This is a genomic window from Pseudoalteromonas sp. SG43-6 (assembly GCF_014164365.1).
Taxonomy (GTDB): domain Bacteria; phylum Pseudomonadota; class Gammaproteobacteria; order Enterobacterales; family Alteromonadaceae; genus Pseudoalteromonas; species Pseudoalteromonas rhizosphaerae.
The window spans coordinates 1-19,303 of the sequence record NZ_JACJEZ010000004.1; the positions used below are offsets into that span (position 1 = coordinate 1).

Consider the following 19,303-nt stretch of genomic DNA (forward strand, 5'->3'; position numbering starts at 1 on the left):
AACTTGCTAACTTGCTAACTTGCTAACTTGCTAAATTTAATCTTACTTGTGCATATACGCACATAACTTGTTTGTTATTAGCTATTTTCTTCTATCTAGGTACGCGCTATTCTGATGTCATTCGATAATGGAATTAATAACACATGCTTAAAAATACAAAATCTTCGTACGGTGTGGTTGCCATTTTATTACATTGGTTAATGGCGGTAATGGTGATTGGCTTATTTGGCCTTGGCTTGTACATGGTTGAACTTACTTATTACGATAGTTGGTATAAAGGTTCTTTGGATTTACATAAAAGCGTAGGGATCACCTTAGTTGCTTTATTAATTTTTAGATTTGCTTGGCGTGCATTGGGCACGCAGCCTGAGCCAGTAGCGGGCAGCAGTAAAGCGTTAAATAATGTAGCGCATACAGTACATATATTTTTATATCTACTGCTTAGCGTCATTGTGATTTCAGGGTATTTGATTTCTACTGCGGATGGTCGTGCAATTGAGGTGTTTACCTTATTTAGTATTCCCGCAATTGATTTTTCAGTAGCTAATCAAGCAGATATTGCAGGTAAAGTTCACTACTATGTGGCGTGTAGCCTCATAGGATTAGTGGTTTTACATGCTCTTGGGGCGTTAAAACATCACTTTATCGATAAAGATAAAACCTTAGTTAGAATGATAAAACCACAAAAGGATGATTAATAAATGAAAAAAATATTACTTTCAGCTGCAGTAGCAGCAACATTGTTTGGTGCTAATACTGCACACGCTGCAGATTATGTTATTGACACTCAAGGTGCCCATGCATTTGTAAACTTTAAAATTAAGCATTTAGGTTATAGCTGGTTACACGGTCGTTTTAATACTTTTGACGGCGGCTTTAGCTACGATGCAGCTAACCCAGACGCATCACAGATCATGGTTAATATTGATACTAAAAGTATCGATTCGAACCATGCTGAACGTGATAAGCATTTACGTGGTAAAGAGTTTTTAAATGTTGATAAGTTTCCAACAGCGACCTTCAAAAGTACGTCAATTAAGTTTGATGAAGAGGGTGATGAAGCTGATGTAACAGGTGAGTTTACCCTTCATGGTGTAACAAAAACGATTACCTTTGAAATCGATAAAATTGGTGAAGGTAAAGATCCATGGGGTGGTTACCGAGTTGGCTTTGAAGGTGAAACCAGTTTAAAGCTTGCTGATTTTGGTATTGATTACAACCTAGGTCCTGCATCTACACATGTTGATATTGGTTTGTATATTGAAGGTGTGCGTAAGTAAAACCTAACCTGAATTCAGGTTAAATAAATATGCTAATATTGATAAACGCCTCACTCAGTTGGGGCGTTTTTGTTTGCTTGTAACGTTGCTCTAGTAACGGTTTTAAATTATCTGGTAACCAACGTAATAACACTTCGTGGTAGGCTGGTTGTTGTTTTATTTCTTTCAGTGCTGCATTAAGCACTTCAACTTGCGCGATACCTTGCTCGGTATTAGTACAGCCAATATAGCCATAACTCAGATCGGGAGCTTCAGTCAGAGGCAATTGCATTAACTGATCTTCAAACCCCATCGATTTTGCTAAATAGTAATGCTCGCTTGGGTAGCCCAATAAAATATCAATGCGCTTTTTCTTTAACATGTAAGTCAAACTGGCAAGGGTATCGCGACCAGGTCGAATAATTATCGATGCGTCGGCACTATTATTAATTACTGCATCAATAGCATTACCGTATGATCGGCTCATAGAAATCCCCAGTGCAAGTTGGTATTGATTGAGTAGGGTTTTCAATGATGCAGGTGTACTTGTTTCAAGCTTGAGATGTTGCACAAGCTCTTGGTGAATAGCAATAGAAGGCGATAAGCCAACCGTCGAAGTCTGTTCACTAAAGCTGATGTGTTGTTTGCGGTGCGGGCTTTGGTATAGCGAGAGCATGCAGTAAGTATGATTTGGGTTAGACAGCTCCTGTATTGTGCGACTTGATGGAAAAATAGTACGGTTGAATGTATAGCTAGGAAGCTGTTGTTCTAATAAGGCGATAACACCTTCATCGCGGCCTGTTCCTGCGTATTGATCGTTAAAAATATAATAAGGGGCAAAGTCAGTGACTATCCAATCAATTGTTTTAGCATGCAAAGGAGTGCTAATTAACAATGATAAAAAAGCATAACGAAAGGCATAATGCATTAATTCAACCACAGATAAATTATTAATATACTAAGTGTAGCAGCTGTTAAATAGTTAGCTTAAAAAAAGCAAAACGCCAGCATTAGCTGGCGTCATTTAAATTGCGAGGAAGCAAATCAGTATCGATTAATTGGCTTTTAACCATTTAACAAATTGACGTGCGTCACTTGCTTTTGTAAATAAGGTATTTTTTAAACCTTGTGTATCAGAAAAAATAACACGTTGTTTATTTACTGAAATTGATTGCACTGGATGTGCGATTTGGATCATAGATCCGTTGTAACTATAAGACATAATAAAACTCACTTTTTTCTTGTTATCTTTAATGTGCGCTAATTTCTTTATTAGCTTTCAAAGCACAATTAGATAGACCGTGTTGTGTTTAGCTTCATTACAGTGTTGACGATCTTTATGACATTTATGCGACTATTTAAAAATATGCCGTAGTCTGAATTGGGGTTCTCGCCGTACAATAACTTAGCTCTATAATATACGTTTTGCGGGGATTACTGGATCAGGGTAAAGAGGTTAACCGCGAGGCTTTTTTAGGGCCAAGAGGACAATTTACCCCAGTAATTTTATTTACGCAAGCATTATTTTAACTTTATTCTAGCCATTGTATTTTAACTGCTGTATTTTAATTAGCTAATCTGAAAAAGGCGTTTAGCGGTATTTTAACTGTTGTGCGGTAATTTAACTGTAAATAATAAGATTTGGCTATGGAATACATTATCGTTAGTGATATTTTTGGTAAAACCGCTCATTTGAGTCACTTTGCACGGCAATTTAACGCTAAAAGCATAATTGTCGATCCGTACGATGGGCAATTGCAGCCAGTGATTGATGAGCAATTACAGTATGATTTATTTATCACTGAGTGTGGTCACGATAACTATTTCAACAAGCTTAATACCATTCTTAGTAGAGTAACTAAACCAACTACGGTAATCGGTTTTAGTGCTGGTGGAGCCGCTGCGTGGCGAAGCCAAGCAACTGTGAAAAATTCACAGATAAAAAGATTAGTGGCATTTTATCCAAATCAAGTTCGTCATTATTTAGATTTGTCTGCCAGCGTGGCCTGCGAGTTTATTTTTGCGAAGCAAGAAGTGCACTTTGATATTCATCCTGTGCTCGCTTGTTTAGAGCAGCAAATCAAAGTGCAATGCCAGCGTGCAGACTACGGTCATGGGTTTATGAATCCCTTGTCAAAAGGCTTCGATAGCTTTGGTTATCAACAATATAGCCAATACTTGCTCACTGAAAATAATTAACTGAAATTACTACCTTGTAAAAAATCTTGGCTATACTTATTTTTTATCCAATAAAATAATTATAAATCATGACCGTACAACTACCTCCTTATAGTCACTTTTTATCAAACCCTGTTGCAAAGCCACCATGTCGAATGACTAATGCAAATATGTATGGTTTTTTTGCAAAAATAGATCAGGATAAAGTTCAACAGTATATCGATACAACGCTTAATATTGTTGCAACGGATGAGTTATATTTTAAAGGCATAGGCGAATATGCATTATTAACTTTTACCGACATAGAAAAAATTGCCTCATTAACGCCGCCTTTTAGTGAGCACGGTTGGATGCAAGAGACTGATATTATTATTTGGTTACCAGTTGCAAAGGTAGAAAAGCAAGGCAATGATGAAGATATTACTCATCTTTATTGGTATCCGGCGTTTATTTGCGTAAATAATGTTTATGCATTAATAAACGGCAGAGAAACATGGGGTTACAATAAATATTTATGTGATTACCAGATGCCCAGTTCGGTAAGTGATATAACGGACTTTTCAGTTTCATTGGATTGTTTTAAGCATTTTTCGCCAACGTCAAAATTACAATCACAGCATTTATTTTCAGTCACCAAAAACGTCAAGACGCAAAGCGATGGCTTATTATCTGTATTAGAGGACTTTGGCGAGCATGTCGCCAATTTGTTTGATGGGGATCATATTGGTATTGATTTTTCGCTATTAAAGCAGCTGTTACAGGGTTTTGTGAATCCACAGATGGATCAAATACTATTTAAGCAATTACCTGACGGGCAAGGCGATAAGGCTGTTTTTCAAGCGGTTATGCACTCTCCTTCAGAAATAAAGAAAATCCATCAATTTAAGCTACTCAGTGGTGCTTATCAGCTACATTTACAGCTACTAGATAGTTTTCCTTTAGCGCAAATGTTTGGTTTACAGCTAGGAGCGCAAGCTGTGTATTTGCCGTTTTATATCAAGATGGATTTTGACCAACTTCAAGCTACACAAATACTCCCTAAGTAAGGATCCATTATGGAGCAAGAAAAAATAGTTATTATAGGCGGTGGTGTTGCCGCAATGACGGCTGCTTTATACCTGACTGAACAACCTAATTGGCAGCAAAAAAGACATATTACAGTGTACCAACAAGGTTGGCGTTTAGGAGGAAAAGGAGCCAGTGGCCGTAATGCTGTTATGGGGCAGCGCATAGAAGAGCATGGTTTACATGTCTGGTTTGGTGCCTATGTTAATAGTTTTAAAACCATTGAAACTGTATACGACAAGCTACAGCGTCCGCCAACGAGTGCACTGAGTACCTGGCAACAAGCACTTAAACCGCATAGTTTTATTGCCCTTGAGGAGCACATTGATGAACAGTGGCAAACGTGGCCTATAGACTTTCCTGTTTTACCTGGCAATCCTGCGAATGGGAGTTTAGATATTACCGTGTGGGACTTTGTAAAAATGACCCTTGTATGGCTAAAAAAATGGATACCACAATTTGAACTGGCCGCCAGAGTCCAAGCTAAGAGCACACAATTAACGACAAAAAAACCACGAGATAGATACCTACTACGCCATTTTCATCAACAAATTCAGACCTTGGTTTCTGATGGCAGTGATGCATGGCAAACCTTTACCAACGATATACAAAATCTCAATCAAGAAATCACTTCAACACCTAGCTTACTTGTTGATAAATTAAATAGCTTTGTGCAAAGTAACAACACACTGCAGCCACAAATTTCTGAGAAGAAAGATAGTTTAGTGATTTGGTATATTGTCAGAAAACTAAAACGCTGGATTAACCAAGAGTTAACCGAGTTACTGGATGACAATGCAGAGTTGAGGCGTATTTATATTTGTGCCGATTTAGCGATAGCGATGCTGGTTGGATTGATTAAAGATAAAGTTTATCGCGATGGTTTTGGGGTCATTAACAAGTATGATTTTCGTCAATGGTTATTAAAAAATGGTGCGAATAAACAATACAGTGTCGATTCTGCGCCCGTGCGTGGTTTTTATGATTTAGTGTTTGCCTACCCACAAGGTGATTTTAAAAAACCAAATGTAGAAGCTGGAGTTGCTGCACTTGCCATGCTTAGAATCGCATTGTGTTATCGCGGTGGGGTAATGTGGAAAATGCAGGCGGGAATGGGCGATGTTATTTTTGCGCCATTGTATGAACTATTAAAACAAAGAGGCGTTAACTTTGAATTCTTCCATCAACTACAGCAACTTACACCTGGGATTGATGAAAGTGGCCAAAACTGTGTTGCTTCTGTGTTATTACAACAGCAAGTGAGTTTAAATAACTCATCAGAGTATCAGCCATTAATTGATGTGAAAAACTTAGCTTGCTGGCCAAGTGAGCCTCTTTATCAGCAGATAAACCACGAGCAGGCCCTGTTACTAAAGCAGAATAATATTAATTTAGAATCATTTTGGAGTGATTGGCCCAGCTGTTACCAAGCACATTTTGGCGCACAACTACCAACTAAAACACTGCAGTTTAAAGATGATTTTGACCGGCTGATCCTTGGGGTCTCAGTTGCTTCATTAGAGCATGTTTGCCCACAATTATTAGCAATAGACGACAACTTTGCTGCTCAGGCTAAAAATGTTCTTTCGGTAGCTACACAAGCCAGTCAGATTTGGTTAAATAAAACAGATCAACAGTTAGGTTGGCAGTATATGCCGCCAAGTGAAGAAGGGCCTATTTTGAGTGGTTTTAGCGAACCGTTTGATACTTGGGCTGCAATGCAAAACTTAATTGATAAAGAGCAGTGGCCTGCAAGCAATAGTCCGCAGAATATTGCCTATTTTTGTAGTGCATTTCCTTGTCAAGAGTATCCACCACAGAGTGATCATGGTTTCCCTGCACGGGCAAAAGCACAAGTAAAAACTAACTTAACACAACTATTAACAACTAATATGCAGCCATTATGGCCGTTAGCTTATAACGATAATGACTTTGATTGGTCCATTTTATATACACAGCATGACGTGCCAGAATCAGCGCGCTTAGATCAACAGTACTGGCGAGTGAATGTTGATCCAAGTGAGCGTTATGTGCTGTCGGTTTCAGATTCCAGTCAATATCGTTTAGCAACTGATGGCACGCAATTTAGTAATTTATTTATTACCGGCGATTGGATCAAAACAGGTGTTAATGCAGGTTGTGTTGAAGCTGCGGTTATGGCTGGAATGCAAACAGCACGAGCACTGTGTGGGTATCCGCAGCAGATCAGTGGTGAAAATGCCTTTGAAGCGCAGTAAAACTAGCTAATTAATGGATAACTTGGCGACTTTAATCAATAAATTAGTCTATAATCGTAAATAATTACAATATCTTTACATTGTCGGTATTAAGGTTCACCATCTAATGAAAAGCCAACGTTATCCTTTTTCAAATCATATATTGCTGCTGTGCTCGTCGAGCCTCGTTTTTGCTGTGGCTGCACAGGCAAAAAATGACGATTCGAGTGGCTCTAGCCAAAGCCTCGAAGTCATTGAGGTGTTCGCCCAAAAACGCGCGCAGGCAATTGAAGATGTTAGTATTGCCATTAGTCAGGTCAAAGGTGATAGCCTTAAAAATCAACATTATAAAGATTCAACAGAGTTATCGGTATTCGCGCCTAATTTAAAAATCAGCCAAAATGCGGCTGAAGGTACGCCACCGGCGGTAAATATCCGGGGGGTTGGTTTAGTTGACTACAATACGGCGAACACCTCGCCTGTGGCTATTTATGTAGACGACATTGCCGTAGGATCTGCAAGTAATCAGATCGTTAACTTCTTTGATATTGAGCAAGTGGATATTTTGCGTGGTCCGCAGGGGACTTTATTTGGCCGCAATTCAACTGGCGGAGCAATTTTAATTCGCACTAAACGCCCTGAATTTAACGAGTCGGGGTATTTAACAGCGGGTATAGCAAATAATAACGCGTTTAGTATTGATGCTATGTATAACAATCAATTAAGTGATAACAGCGCGTTTCGTGTTGCTTTAAATCATCAAGACTATGACTATTCAACCACCAATACTTTTGCACAATCACCTACCGCTGGAATGCAACAAACCAATGCACGGCTATCACTATTAAGTGAGTTTGATACTGTACAGGTATTGTTACAAGCGCACCTCGAAGATTGGCAGGGTATTGTGCAGCCTGTCGGTAATATCGGTGTAGTGGCGGATCCATTAACAGGTCAGTTATGTAGTCCTAGCGAAGCTGGTTCGACAAATTGCTATGATAACTTTGGCTTCAATGATGCCAGTGATGACTTTTACACGGTTAAAGTTAATAACGATTCTCCGCATAAAACGGATGGTAAAGGGTTTAGTGCACATATTAATTGGCAATTAAATGAGTTTAACGAAATTATTTCGATTAGTAGTTATAACCAATTAGAGCGCGATCATGCATTTAATTGTGATGGCTCACCAGCGCGATTATGCGAAGGAAATCTAGGTTTAGATACTCACTTATTTAGCCAAGAGTTACGCTTGCAAACGCAATGGAACAAACATACTTTAACCAGTGGTTTATATTACGCAGATGAATCAATCAAACAAGATAATATTAACGATATTTTAAGAGATTATCGCGGTATATTAGCCACCGACTTAACCGCAACCTTCTTCTATGATAACCAAATTGACACGCAAAATATTGCCGCTTTCAGCCAGTTAGACTATCAACTTAATTCAGATTGGTTGCTAAGTGTTGGACTACGTTATTCCTATGAGTCACTTGATTATGACTCAGTGGCACAATTAAATATGGTAGTTGATCCGAGTGATTTAGCAGGGGTTTTAGTGCCATTTTATCATGTGCAAGGCGAGCAATCCGATAATGGTTTTTCTGGCCAGTTTGCTGTGAACTACCTTATTAACGATACAACCCATGGCTATTACCGTTTTGCAAATGGGATTAAAAGTGGTGGTTATAATGGCGGGTTTTTATCTTCCCCAGAGCAAGCCGAATTAGCTGACTATGGCAAAGAGCGTCTCAATGCGCATGAAATTGGTACTAAATCATGGTGGCCTGAGCAAGGTGTGCGGTTTAATTGGGCTGCTTTTTATTATGATTATAATGATCAGCAAGTGTTTATGAACCAACCATCAGACTCACCACAAAAGCCACCCGTGCAATTATTAGAAAACGTTGGTGATTCAGTGATCTATGGCCTTGAAGCTGAACTCGATTATCAAGCGACTAAAGCACTTTCAATGCGTTTTGCGATGGGTTACATTCCCCATGCGGAATTTGAAGAATTTGTTGATCCTTTGGGTAACAGTTTGACTCATAATCGGCTGCCATTTACATCAAAGTGGAATGTGAGTGCAGGCGTAGAATATCGTTTAGAGCTTGCTGGTAATCCCTTAACAACACAATTACTAGTGGATTATCAATCAGACTATTATTTTGATCAAAACCAAAATCCGTATGCTATGCAAGATGGTTACAGTTTAGTCAATGGTAATATTCGTTATCAATTAGATAACCTAGGTTTTGTACTGTGGGGGAAAAATTTATTTGCCAGTGAGTACAGTAATTTGAAGTTTGATTTGAGCTCTTTCCTTGGCATGTTGGAAGATTTTAAAGGGGAAGGTCGTCGCTATGGTTTGGATATTAGTTATCAGTTCTAATCTTTTTGTCATTAAACTGAGGCGTATTGTATGCTGTTAAAAGCAATACAAGGTTTTTGCTATGTAGTCTTTTTAGGCTTGCTAACAATATATGTCTGCGAAGTGCGAGCAACACAGTCAGCGGATGTGTTTGTTTATACAGAGCAACAACAAGATATAAATTTGTTTCAAGTTGGTACCTTATTAGCGGCAAGTTATGAAGGGTTTCCTGATAACAGTACTCAGATTGCGACGTGGCTTGACAATAAAAAACCACAAACAAGTACCACATATTATGGCGGAAGTTATTGGTTAGTTGTCGAACTTGAAAATCAGACTCAGCTAGCTGAATTAGTGTTGTTCCCTTACAACACCTTAGTATCGCGTATTGAAACACGTGTATATGATATGGCCGATCCCACATCTGAGGCCGCGCGTTACGTAACAGGGGGGATTGAAAAAAACGAATTTGCTTTTCATTACGGCAATAAAATAGCCCTTACACCAGGCAAGCGTTACTTTTTGATCACCAAGTATGAAAGTGACTACTTTTACACTCCTCCTAAACTGGTATTAAAACCCTATGCAGACTTCTTTACCCAGGTCACCATCGAAAATATGGTGATGATGTTGTGCTTTGGAGTAGGCATTGCGCTGGGTTTGTATAACTTATTAATATATTTTGGCGCACGGGATGTAACCCACCTTTATTACGCCTTATTTACAGCATGCTGGGTATTTGCCTGGAGCCAGTTTTTCCATATTCCAGATCAACTATTTGGTTTTTATAATGCCCATTTTCATTGGCTAGGGTTTGTTTTAATACCATTAACTAACATATTATTTTTCAATAATTTGCTTAAGCTAAAAGACAGTTTTCCACAATTAGCCAAAGCATCAATTATATTAGCTGTGGTGGCAACCGCAGGTTTGCCTTTCGCTGCTATGTGGCCAGGTTTTGGGTTTATTTGGGCAACAATAGTAACGGGGTGCACCTTATGCTTAGGCATGTACATAGGGGTTCGCAGTTGGATGAGTGGTTTTAAACCCGCGCGATACTTTGTCTTTGCTTACCTAGCGATGGCAATTCCTAATATGGTGGGAAATTTAACTAATTTAGGTGTACTGACGCCGATTGCAATCGATTTGTACCTATTAGGTTTGATTGGCACCGCCTTAGATGCGATGTTACTCGCGTTTGCAGTGGCAAATAAATTTAGTATTTTACATGATGAGAATGTTGAGCTTACTAAAAACCTCGAGCAAAAAGTGCAATTGCGTACGCAGGAGTTACAACAATTGGCGTCAGAACTCACTGATGCCAGTGAAGCTAAGAGCCGTTTTTTAGCAAATATGAGTCATGAAATACGTACGCCAATGACCTCTATTATAGGCTACGCAGATGGTATTATTTTAGGCGATATTAAGCCTCACGAACGAAATCATGGTATTCGGGTTATTTTACAAAACAGCCGCCATGTTTTAGGACTCATAAACGACATACTTGATATGTCAAAAATTGAGGCCAATCGCCTTGAAATTGATTTAGTCGAGACTGACTTATTTGCAACCATTGCGCATATAGAATCGCTATTAGGCAAACAAATTCGTGATAAAGGTCTTAAATTTAAAGTTGATTACCAATTCCCACTGCCTGATTGGATTATTTCTGATCCAACCCGATTACGACAAATATTGTTAAACTTAACAGCTAATGCATTAAAATTTACCACGGTAGGGCATATTCAATTAGTGGTGAGTTGCACTAAAGAGCAGCTTATCATTAAAGTTAAAGACACCGGCATTGGGATGACAGAGGCTGAGCAACAAGACTTGTTCACGCCGTTTTATCAGGCTGACTCATCGATCTCACGTAAATATGGCGGTACAGGACTCGGTTTAAATATTTCAAAAAGTTTAGCCGAAAAGTTAGATGGTAATATCACCGCTCATTCCCATGTTGGCAGTGGCAGTGAGTTTAGCCTCAATATCGCGCTATATATGCCTGAACGAGTGCGTTGGATCAATAGTTTTGATGAGATCTCTATAAGCAAAGAAAAAGAGCTGCCAAGTCAAGATCAGCGAAATCTCGTGGGTGAAGTGCTGGTAGCGGAAGATCATCCTGAAAACCGTGAACTGATCAAACGTATTTTAGAGCGAATGGGGTTAACGGTTACTGCGGTAGAAAATGGCAAAGATGCAGTGCAAGCTACGCTAGATCATCAATTTGATTTGATTTTATTAGATATTCAAATGCCAGTAATGGATGGTGAACAAGCGATTCATATTATGCAGGCAACAGGATTAACGACACCCATTGTTGCCCTTACAGCAAATACTATGAAGCATGAAGTTGATCGCTATCTAAAACAAGGGTTTATTGATCATATAGGCAAACCAATTGACCGCAGTGAATTTAGTCATAAAATTGCTAGTTATTTAGATATCGAAATGCTTGAAGATGTAAAATTGCCAGAGCATGAATTTGAGGTGCTTAAACAGGTGTACATAGAAGGGCTTAAAAAGCAGCGAGAAACAATAACCAAGCAATATACAGATGGCGATATGACAGGGTTTGCACAAAGTGTTCATATGCTAAAAGGAACTGCTGGAATGTTTGAGTGCGAAACATTGTACCAACATGCAATCAAGTTAGACAAAGCCCTTAAAGCCGATAGCGTGATGTTAGATAGCCATTTAGTTTATCAAGTGTTTGATGAAATTGATGATATTTTATGTCACTCACCTCAGTAAAATAAGCTGCTCACGGGTAATGTCCGGAAAATCAGTACGCTGTGTATAACGGGCATATAAGGTTGAAAAAATGGCGCTGCGTGAAAGCTGATCAAATGTTGTGATCAGTTTTTTTGCTGTTGTTTTTGAGCTATAACAACACTCGCGATAGCGTTTTATTAATTGTGTCAAGCTTTGTCCTTGTTGCTGTAAAGCCAGCTCTGCTTCAATAAAAAATGCGCTACCACTCCAATAAACTCTTTGTTGTGCACCTTGTTGCCACATATCGTCGGCAAGTTCACTTAATGGCTGTTGCTTTGTTCGCGTTTGCTGACGTCCGCGTTCAAGCCCTGCAGATAGTCGTTGTATAAATTGCTTCCTAGTGATCACTTTACTATCACGCATTATTATATTTTGCATATAGGTTGCAAATCCTTCACTTAACCAGAAGCCCGAATAGGGTAGTAACGGTAAGTAAAGGTGTGCCATTTCATGGTAGAGGGTCCAGTCATCGCGTAATTGTGTAAAACTGGCAAAGCGATCAAAATGTAACTCTATGCCATCTGGATCACCACGGCGCACACTTCCCCAAGGCACGGGTTCAAATGCAATATACCGAGGGTGTAAATAAATGGGTAAATTAGAGTATGGCAGTGGGCCTAAAGTTGCCTGAGTTTGCTCAAGACTAAAATTCAGCCATTGCAGTATTATCTGCTGCTTGCTTTTTGACAGCTCGGTTAATCCTTGAGGATCAAGCTGGGCTGCGAAAACAGATGTACTCGCTAAACAAGTAACGAATAAAATTCGATTAAACAGTTTCATATCTGGTACTTAATGGTTTTTAATTGCTCACAAAAGACCGAGTAAAGGATAAAATCCGTTCACTATTTTATTGTTGAATGATAAGTATAGATGCTAAAACCACGACACTCACTGCCAACCATGGTTTAATGTTTATATGATATTTTATAATAAAAATATGGCAGGTTATGGGTTATCAACACATTGAAATCCCACCTCAGGGTGAACAAATTAGCATTGATAATAAAGGCGTGTGGCATATTCCGTCGCAGCCGATCATTGCTTATATTGATGGTGATGGAGTAGGGCAGGATATCTCCCCTTGTATGCGTGACATTGTGAACCATGCTGTGCAGTTATGTTATCAAGGAGTGCGAAAAATTCACTGGATGGAAGTCTTTAACGGTGAAAAAGCTGCGCAGCTATATGATGGGGATTGGTTTCCGCAAGAGACGATTCATGCGGTTCGGCAATTTAAAATAGCGATTAAAGGGCCTTTAACCACGCCGATTGGCGGAGGTTTTCGTTCACTCAATGTTGCTCTTCGTCATGAAATGGATTTATTTGTAAATATGCGGCCGATTAAAGGCTATTGCGCATTACCGTCACCGTTAAAAAAACCTGAAAATACCAATATTGTTGTGATCCGCGATAGCTCTGAAGATGTGTACTCTGGAATTGAATGGCAAGCTGGCAGTGTCGAAGCCGAAAAAATGCTGGATTTTTTATGCCAAGAAATGGGCGTAACCCGTCTGCGCTTTGATCAACAATGTGGTATTGGCATTAAAAATATTTCTAAAGAAGGGTCAGAGCGGCTAGTGCGCTATGCAATAGCGTATGCGCTTGAACAAAATAGTGACTCGGTAACGGTTGTGCATAAAGGCAATGTACTTAAATTTACTGATGGTGCGTTTAAGCGTTGGGGGTTTGCCGTAGCGCAAACTGAGTTCTCAGCAATACCACACAGTAATGGCCGTTGGCTAGAAATACCGCGTGAGGGCTTGGCACCGTTAGTTATTAAAGAAGTGATTGCAGATAACATGCTCCAGCAAGCGTTAATGAATCCTGAGCAATTTGATGTAGTGGTAACAACCAACCAAAATGGCGATTATCTAGCAGATATGTTGACTGCACAAGTGGGTGGTATTGGTATTATGCCCGCAGCAAATTTAAATAATGAAGTGGCTTTTTTTGAACCAACTCATGGTACGTTTGAGCGTATTGCTGGACAAAATAGTGCAAATCCTACCAGTAGTATTTTAAGTGCGGTGATGATGCTACAGTTTATGAATTGGCACGAAGCGGCCAACAGTATAGAGCTGGCTTTGCAACAGACATTTATAGCCGGTGAAGTGACCTTTGATTTACAGGCAGAGCAGCAAAACTCGACCATCCTCAGTTGCAGTGATTTTACACAAAGGATAATCGAGCGTTTAAAAGTTTCATGAACTACGCTGCATTGGCGTTGTAGAGCTTTGCACGATACATGCAAGGGCGATTAGTCAGTGTTGCAGCACGTTGATAAATTGCTTTTGCATTGTGTTCATCGCTTGGTGTACCGCTTAATGTATCCATTAAAGCAACAACAATAATAGCTGGCACCTGACAGCAATATTCATCTAATACCGCAGTTGTTGTTTGTGCATCAACATGACAATGCGGGTGATTATGCTCAACTTGATACGCATGCAATAACGTTTGTACATCTAAACTGTCATTGTCAAAATGTTTGTTTTTACGACATTGACAGCCAAATTCATCAACCAGAGTCGCCAATGCTTGGTAAACATCATTACACTCAAGGGTGGTTTGCTTACAAAGTTGTTGTTCGATGAACGCATGTAAATGGCCGTCGATAAATAATCCGTCTTGTTGGGTGAAGCTTGCTGTAGTTTGCATCATAATGTTGTCTCTCAGTGTTAGTGGTTAACTCATTTGGTATGACTTCACTGTAGCCCTAAGCACACTATTTATGAAATTGTTGTTTTCAATAACTGATATTGATTTAATCAATAATAACGAGAGAGCTCCATTTTAATTAGAGCTTTCTAGCGATCAGCAATCGTATTAGCGAACGCTTGCAGTTCGCGGCGTAACCATTGGTGTGGGCTGGCATGATGCAGTAATGGGCTCCACAGCATTTTTACTTCAATTGGGACAATTTGAAACGGCACAGGACTAATCACTAACTCGGTATGTTTAGTTAGCAGCATTGCTTGTCGTCTTGGTAGTGTGGCGATCAGTTGTGGCGATTGGCATAGTAAACTTGCCACCATGTAATGACGAGTAAACACCCGAATATGACGGGTTTGTTCAAGCTGCCAAAGAGCTTCGTCTACCCATCCCAGCTTTTGGCTACCTGATTTATTCGTGACGGCAGCTTCAGCCCCCCAGCCTGCACGATTTACCCAAATATGCTCTGACGCTAAGTATTGCTCTAGATCAGGCTGTTTTAAGTATGGGTTAGCTGGATGCATTAAACAGCAATAGTTATCTCGCCAGACACTGGCCTGATGAAAAGACCGTGGTAGGCCGTTGAAGCGATTGATGGCTAAGTCAATGCTGCCCTTTTCCATATCTTGCAGGCTAACATCGCTGGGGCTAAGCACATCAAAATTAAGTCCTGGATGTTTATTGAGTTGCTGGGTAATAAAAGGCGCGACTAGCGTTGATTCTAAATAATCATTCGCCATAATTCTAAAGGTGAGTTCGCCAGTGGTTGGATCAAACATATCACTGGGTTGGGTTATTGCCTCAGCCATTTTTAACAGCGCTTCTATTTCAGGTTTTAAACTCAGCGCTTTTGCAGTAGGAGTCATAGAGCCTGCGGCACGAACTAGGAGCGGATCGTCAAATAAATCACGTAAACGTTTTAGTGCATTACTCATTGCAGGTTGGGTTAATGCTAATTTATTTGCCGCTTTCGAGACATTTCGCTCATCTATCAGTACATTTAAGTACACAAGCAAGTTGAGATCGACATTTCTTATATTCATTTGATCAATCTTATTCATTCGCTGTATTAATTATCTAAATTAAAGCGTGCTTGCTAAGGTGTGTAAACCACTAAATAGACATAGTCATCATAAGTGATAGAAATATGCTAGAGCTAAAAACAGCAAATACGTTATCGACTCAAACTAGCAACGCAATTGAGCAAGTCATTGCGACCAAATTAGCGCGTGCCGTATTCGCAGGCTTTGAAGCGATGTTTGCTGAGTTTTTAAATATTACCTTAGGTGCACAAAGTCGTTTTGAGCAACGGCAATGGCAAAATGTACAATCGGCAATGCGTGAGCGTTTACAAGTATATGAAAGGCAAGTTAAAAATGTTAGTGAAGCGGTGCGAGTCATTGCATTTAAAGAGCTCAACGATCCGCGACTGTGGCAGCAGGCAAAGCATATTTATGGCCAAATGGTGCAAGATCATGAAAACCAACCGATTGCGCATACATTTTTTAATTCAACTTTTGGCTCGATTTGGGATGATAAAAAAATTCGCACCGTGCACTTATTTGTTTTAAAAGCCAAATACCGCGCTAAATCTCGGCCATTTGATAATTTAGTAAGTCGTATTTCATTGCAAAATGGCTTTAGCCAGGCGGTGGAGCAACTTATTTATCGACAAGCTTTTCGGGTTGGATTTACAGATTTAGCTCATGATGTTGATATTTTGCAGCGTACTTTGGCGTTAGGTGCGCAGCAGCAATGTCGTCAAGTGTATGAGCTGATGAATTTAAACGATGGCTATATTGAATACGCTAATTCACTGTTTTTTAGAAATAAAGCCTGCTACTTAATAGGTCGTTGTATCGCTAAAAATGGCGATAACATGCCCTTTGCTGTCGCTATTTTACATACCCAAAGCGGTTTAAAGCTTGATGCGGTGATGATGGGTGCAGATCAACTGAGTTTATTATTCGGCTTTGCTCGCACCTACTTTATGGTTGATACCGACCAACCCGCGCGCTACGTAGATTACTTATCAGTGCTAATGCCACATAAGCAACGATTTGAATTATTCAATGCCATTGGCTTTATTAAACATGCCAAAACAGAGTTTTATCGCTATAAGGTCGACACCACCAACAATAGTCCAATAGATGATAAGTACATTATTGCCCCCGGCACGCCAGGCATGGTAATGCTAGTATTTACCACTGCTGGCTCAGATTATGTTTATAAGGTAATAAAAGATAAATTTAGCGCGCCTAAAACATCAACCAAAGCACAGGTGATGGCAAAATACGACTTTGTAAAACAAGCGGATAGAGTCGGCCGTTTAGTCGACACTCATGAATTTCGCTATTTAGCATTTGATTTAAATCGTTTTAGCGATGAATTGCTTACCCATATGCGAGCGAGTATCGGCTCAAGTATGGCTATTGCAAATAAAGCCTTAGTGCTTAAGCATGTATACGTTGAGCGCAAAATGACACCACTTAATTTATACATCAATCAATGTGACGATAAACAACTGAATAATGTAATGCTTGATTACGGCAAGGCGATTAAAGAGTTAGCCGGGGCTAATATTTTCCCCGGTGATATGTTGATGAAAAACTTTGGTGTGACCCGTTGGGGGCGCGTGGTATTTTATGATTATGATGAAATTTGCCCATTAACGGATTGTAACTTTAGAGACTTACCGAGCAGTGAAAATAGTTTTGATGAACTAAGCAGCGAAAGCTACTTTGATGTTGCCGAAAATGATGTATTCCCGAGTCAGTTTAAAGTGTTTTTTAGTGCTGATCAGCAAGCATTTAGTCATTTTTGCCAGCAACATCAAGACTTATTTAGTCCTGATTTTTGGCTGCAGTGCCAAGCTGATATCAATGCTGGGCAATTGGCTGATGTGTATCCATACAAACAAAGTTGGCGATTTTAGCCGGGGGTTATTACCCATAAGTCTGATTAATTTTGGGCGTGTAAAAAGGTAAAGTTTCATAAAACAAAATCCAAGGAAAATCATGAAATCTCTATTATTAGCAAGTTTACTCATCACCTCACCGCTGGTTTTAGCTAACCCGCTATTAGGTAGTTGGGAGTTTGTGGAAGGGAAATATGCAGTTGAACAAGGTTATGTGACTGCCAAAGCACCAGAGTTGACCTCAGTTAAACTAATAACCGCCACTCATTTTAATTACATCACCCAAAAAAATGGCCAGTTTCATTATGCAGGTGGCGGGCAGTACACCTTAAAAAACCAACAATTTGTAGAGACTTTTGTTTACGGTAACATTGAATCGTTGCTTGGCAAAACCATGGCTTTTGATTACAAAATTGAAGGAGATTTGTGGCATCATTCTTTAACAGAAAATGGTAAGTTAGTTGAAGCCGAAGTGTGGCGTAAAATCGATTAACTCATCAATTCAGGAGCTGCAATGCAATTTATTTCTCATCAAGATCAGCATTTAACATTAAGCGACACCGCTAAACCGCAATTAAAAACTAATGAAGTGTTAATTAAAGTTGCTGCTATCGGCGTGAACCGCGCTGATTGTATGCAACGTCAAGGTAAGTATCCAGCGCCACAGGGCGACAGCCCCATTCTAGGGCTTGAATGCGCAGGCACTGTGATTGAGCTTGGCACCGAGGTTGATCAAAGCTGGCTTAATAAAGCGGTATTTACTTTGTGTGCAGGCGGTGCATATAGCGAATATGTGGCGGTCGATGCCGCACAATTAATGGCTTTACCAAGTGATTTAACTATGGCGCAAGGTGCAGCGATCAGCGAAGTATATTTAACCGCGTTTGGTGCGTTATTTCAACTTGGTAAGTTACAAGCAGGGCAAACAGCACTGATCCATGCAGGCGCAAGTGGCGTGGGTGGGGCAGCTATACAAATGGCTAAACGTATTGGGGCAACGGTTGTTATTACCGCAGGTAGCGATGAAAAGTGCGAACATGCCAAAGCGCTTGGTGCCGATCATGTAATCAACTACAAAACCGACGATTTTGTTGCTTACATGCAAAACCATGGTTTAACGGCGAACGTGATTGTTGATCCGGTATCTGGGCGCTATTTAAGTAAAAATGCAGCAATCGCTGCAATGGATTGCCAAATAATTATGCTGGCATTTTTAGATGGTCGCTTCGCAGAAGTAGATTTTGCACTCTTGTTACAAAAGCGTATTTCGTTTCATGGCTCAACACTGCGCAATCGCAGTCAAGCGTTTAAACGCCAACTACGCGATGAGTTTGTAGCAAAATTTTATGACGATATAGCAAATCAACAGTTTGATTTTAATATTTATAAAACGTTGCCTTGGCAAGACGCTGGTGAGGCACACGCGATTCTTGAACGAAACGAAAATGCCGGAAAAGTTGTATTATTAGTTCAGTAGTTTAAAAACCAATATTTGCCCATATAACTATGGGCAACTATAAAGCGATTTAAGGCAAAAACATGAACCCAATTATAGCAACATTAAAAGAGCACAATGTTAGCGATGAAAAAGTACACGAACTTTTTCAAGCATTTACTCAAAACCCAATGATGGCAATGGCACTTGTGCAGCAACTCGGTATTCCACCAGAGAAGTTACAAGCACTAATGGGCTTGGTAATGACTCAGCCTCATTTAATCAAAGAAGCCGCTGATTCACTTGGTATTGGTGAAGGTGAGCTTGAAAAAGCTAAGCAGCAGTTGAAAAACCAATAACGAGCTATCA

The 19,303-nt window shown here is 39.8% G+C and carries 17 protein-coding genes; 12 read left to right on the forward strand and 5 right to left on the reverse strand.

Annotation, left to right across the window (positions count from 1 at the left end; translation table 11 throughout):
* Nucleotides 1–143: 143 nt before the first annotated feature.
* Complete coding sequence (locus tag H5201_RS02235; RefSeq protein WP_149981004.1) at nucleotides 144–698, forward strand: cytochrome b; 555 nt, start codon at nucleotides 144–146, stop codon at nucleotides 696–698.
* 3 nt (nucleotides 699–701) lie between these two features.
* Complete coding sequence (locus tag H5201_RS02240; protein WP_145233661.1) at nucleotides 702–1,280, forward strand: YceI family protein; 579 nt, start codon at nucleotides 702–704, stop codon at nucleotides 1,278–1,280.
* 19 nt (nucleotides 1,281–1,299) lie between these two features.
* On the opposite strand, the gene H5201_RS02245 is transcribed toward H5201_RS02240, so the two are convergent.
* Both H5201_RS02245 and H5201_RS02250 read right to left on the reverse strand, forming a co-directional pair.
* Nucleotides 1,300–2,187 (reverse strand): TIGR02285 family protein, encoded by an 888-nt coding sequence (locus H5201_RS02245; protein ID WP_182717919.1) that lies wholly within the window; start codon nucleotides 2,185–2,187, stop codon nucleotides 1,300–1,302.
* 126 nt (nucleotides 2,188–2,313) lie between these two features.
* The gene (locus tag H5201_RS02250) at nucleotides 2,314–2,457 is read right to left on the reverse strand and encodes a hypothetical protein (RefSeq protein ID WP_182717921.1); all 144 of its coding nucleotides are present in this window, start codon (nucleotides 2,455–2,457) and stop codon (nucleotides 2,314–2,316) included.
* Nucleotides 2,458–2,906: 449 nt separating this feature from the next.
* Between H5201_RS02250 and H5201_RS02255 the strand changes: the two genes are divergently transcribed.
* The 5 genes from H5201_RS02255 (at nucleotide 2,907) to H5201_RS02275 (ending at nucleotide 11,849) form a co-directional block, all read left to right on the forward strand.
* A complete protein-coding gene (locus H5201_RS02255; protein WP_149981006.1) occupies nucleotides 2,907–3,458 on the forward strand; it encodes a dienelactone hydrolase family protein in 552 nt (183 codons plus the stop codon).
* 68 nt (nucleotides 3,459–3,526) lie between these two features.
* The gene (locus H5201_RS02260; protein ID WP_182783618.1) at nucleotides 3,527–4,483 is read left to right on the forward strand and encodes an acetoacetate decarboxylase family protein; all 957 of its coding nucleotides are present in this window, start codon (nucleotides 3,527–3,529) and stop codon (nucleotides 4,481–4,483) included.
* A gap of 9 nt (nucleotides 4,484–4,492) precedes the next feature.
* Entirely contained in the window at nucleotides 4,493–6,739 is a 2,247-nt protein-coding gene (locus H5201_RS02265) for an NAD(P)-binding protein (RefSeq protein WP_182783620.1), read from the forward strand.
* Between the two features lie 106 nt (nucleotides 6,740–6,845).
* The gene (locus tag H5201_RS02270) at nucleotides 6,846–9,116 is read left to right on the forward strand and encodes a TonB-dependent receptor (protein ID WP_145233672.1); all 2,271 of its coding nucleotides are present in this window, start codon (nucleotides 6,846–6,848) and stop codon (nucleotides 9,114–9,116) included.
* A gap of 30 nt (nucleotides 9,117–9,146) precedes the next feature.
* Entirely contained in the window at nucleotides 9,147–11,849 is a 2,703-nt protein-coding gene (locus H5201_RS02275) for a 7TM diverse intracellular signaling domain-containing protein (protein WP_149981010.1), read from the forward strand.
* Here H5201_RS02275 and H5201_RS02280 read toward each other — a convergent pair.
* The gene (locus H5201_RS02280) at nucleotides 11,838–12,650 is read right to left on the reverse strand and encodes a hypothetical protein (protein ID WP_149981011.1); all 813 of its coding nucleotides are present in this window, start codon (nucleotides 12,648–12,650) and stop codon (nucleotides 11,838–11,840) included. The two genes, H5201_RS02275 and H5201_RS02280, sit on opposite strands and share 12 nt — an antisense overlap.
* A 167-nt stretch (nucleotides 12,651–12,817) precedes the next feature.
* Here H5201_RS02280 and icd point away from each other — a divergent pair, with 167 nt between their 5' ends.
* Complete coding sequence (icd, locus tag H5201_RS02285) at nucleotides 12,818–14,077, forward strand: NADP-dependent isocitrate dehydrogenase (protein ID WP_182739228.1); 1,260 nt, start codon at nucleotides 12,818–12,820, stop codon at nucleotides 14,075–14,077.
* A 1-nt stretch (nucleotide 14,078) separates the two neighbouring features.
* Here icd and H5201_RS02290 read toward each other — a convergent pair whose 3' ends face one another.
* On the reverse strand, nucleotides 14,079–14,528 hold the full coding sequence (locus H5201_RS02290; protein WP_149981184.1) for a hypothetical protein: 450 nt from the start codon (nucleotides 14,526–14,528) through the stop codon (nucleotides 14,079–14,081).
* A gap of 149 nt (nucleotides 14,529–14,677) precedes the next feature.
* Nucleotides 14,678–15,625 carry a LysR family transcriptional regulator gene (locus tag H5201_RS02295; RefSeq protein WP_145233680.1) on the reverse strand — a complete coding sequence of 316 codons (948 nt, stop codon included), beginning with the start codon at nucleotides 15,623–15,625 and terminating at the stop codon, nucleotides 14,678–14,680.
* A gap of 104 nt (nucleotides 15,626–15,729) precedes the next feature.
* Between H5201_RS02295 and aceK the strand changes: the two genes are divergently transcribed.
* The 4 genes from aceK (at nucleotide 15,730) to H5201_RS02315 (ending at nucleotide 19,293) form a co-directional block, all read left to right on the forward strand.
* The gene (gene aceK / locus H5201_RS02300; protein ID WP_149981013.1) at nucleotides 15,730–17,517 is read left to right on the forward strand and encodes a bifunctional isocitrate dehydrogenase kinase/phosphatase; all 1,788 of its coding nucleotides are present in this window, start codon (nucleotides 15,730–15,732) and stop codon (nucleotides 17,515–17,517) included.
* Nucleotides 17,518–17,599: 82 nt separating this feature from the next.
* Nucleotides 17,600–17,992, forward strand: a complete 393-nt coding sequence (locus tag H5201_RS02305) for a hypothetical protein (protein WP_182717912.1) — start codon at nucleotides 17,600–17,602, stop codon at nucleotides 17,990–17,992.
* A 21-nt stretch (nucleotides 17,993–18,013) separates the two neighbouring features.
* On the forward strand, nucleotides 18,014–18,976 hold the full coding sequence (locus H5201_RS02310; protein WP_182717911.1) for a zinc-binding dehydrogenase: 963 nt from the start codon (nucleotides 18,014–18,016) through the stop codon (nucleotides 18,974–18,976).
* Between the two features lie 62 nt (nucleotides 18,977–19,038).
* Nucleotides 19,039–19,293 carry a DUF2999 family protein gene (locus H5201_RS02315; RefSeq protein WP_149981015.1) on the forward strand — a complete coding sequence of 85 codons (255 nt, stop codon included), beginning with the start codon at nucleotides 19,039–19,041 and terminating at the stop codon, nucleotides 19,291–19,293.
* Nucleotides 19,294–19,303 lie beyond the last annotated feature (10 nt).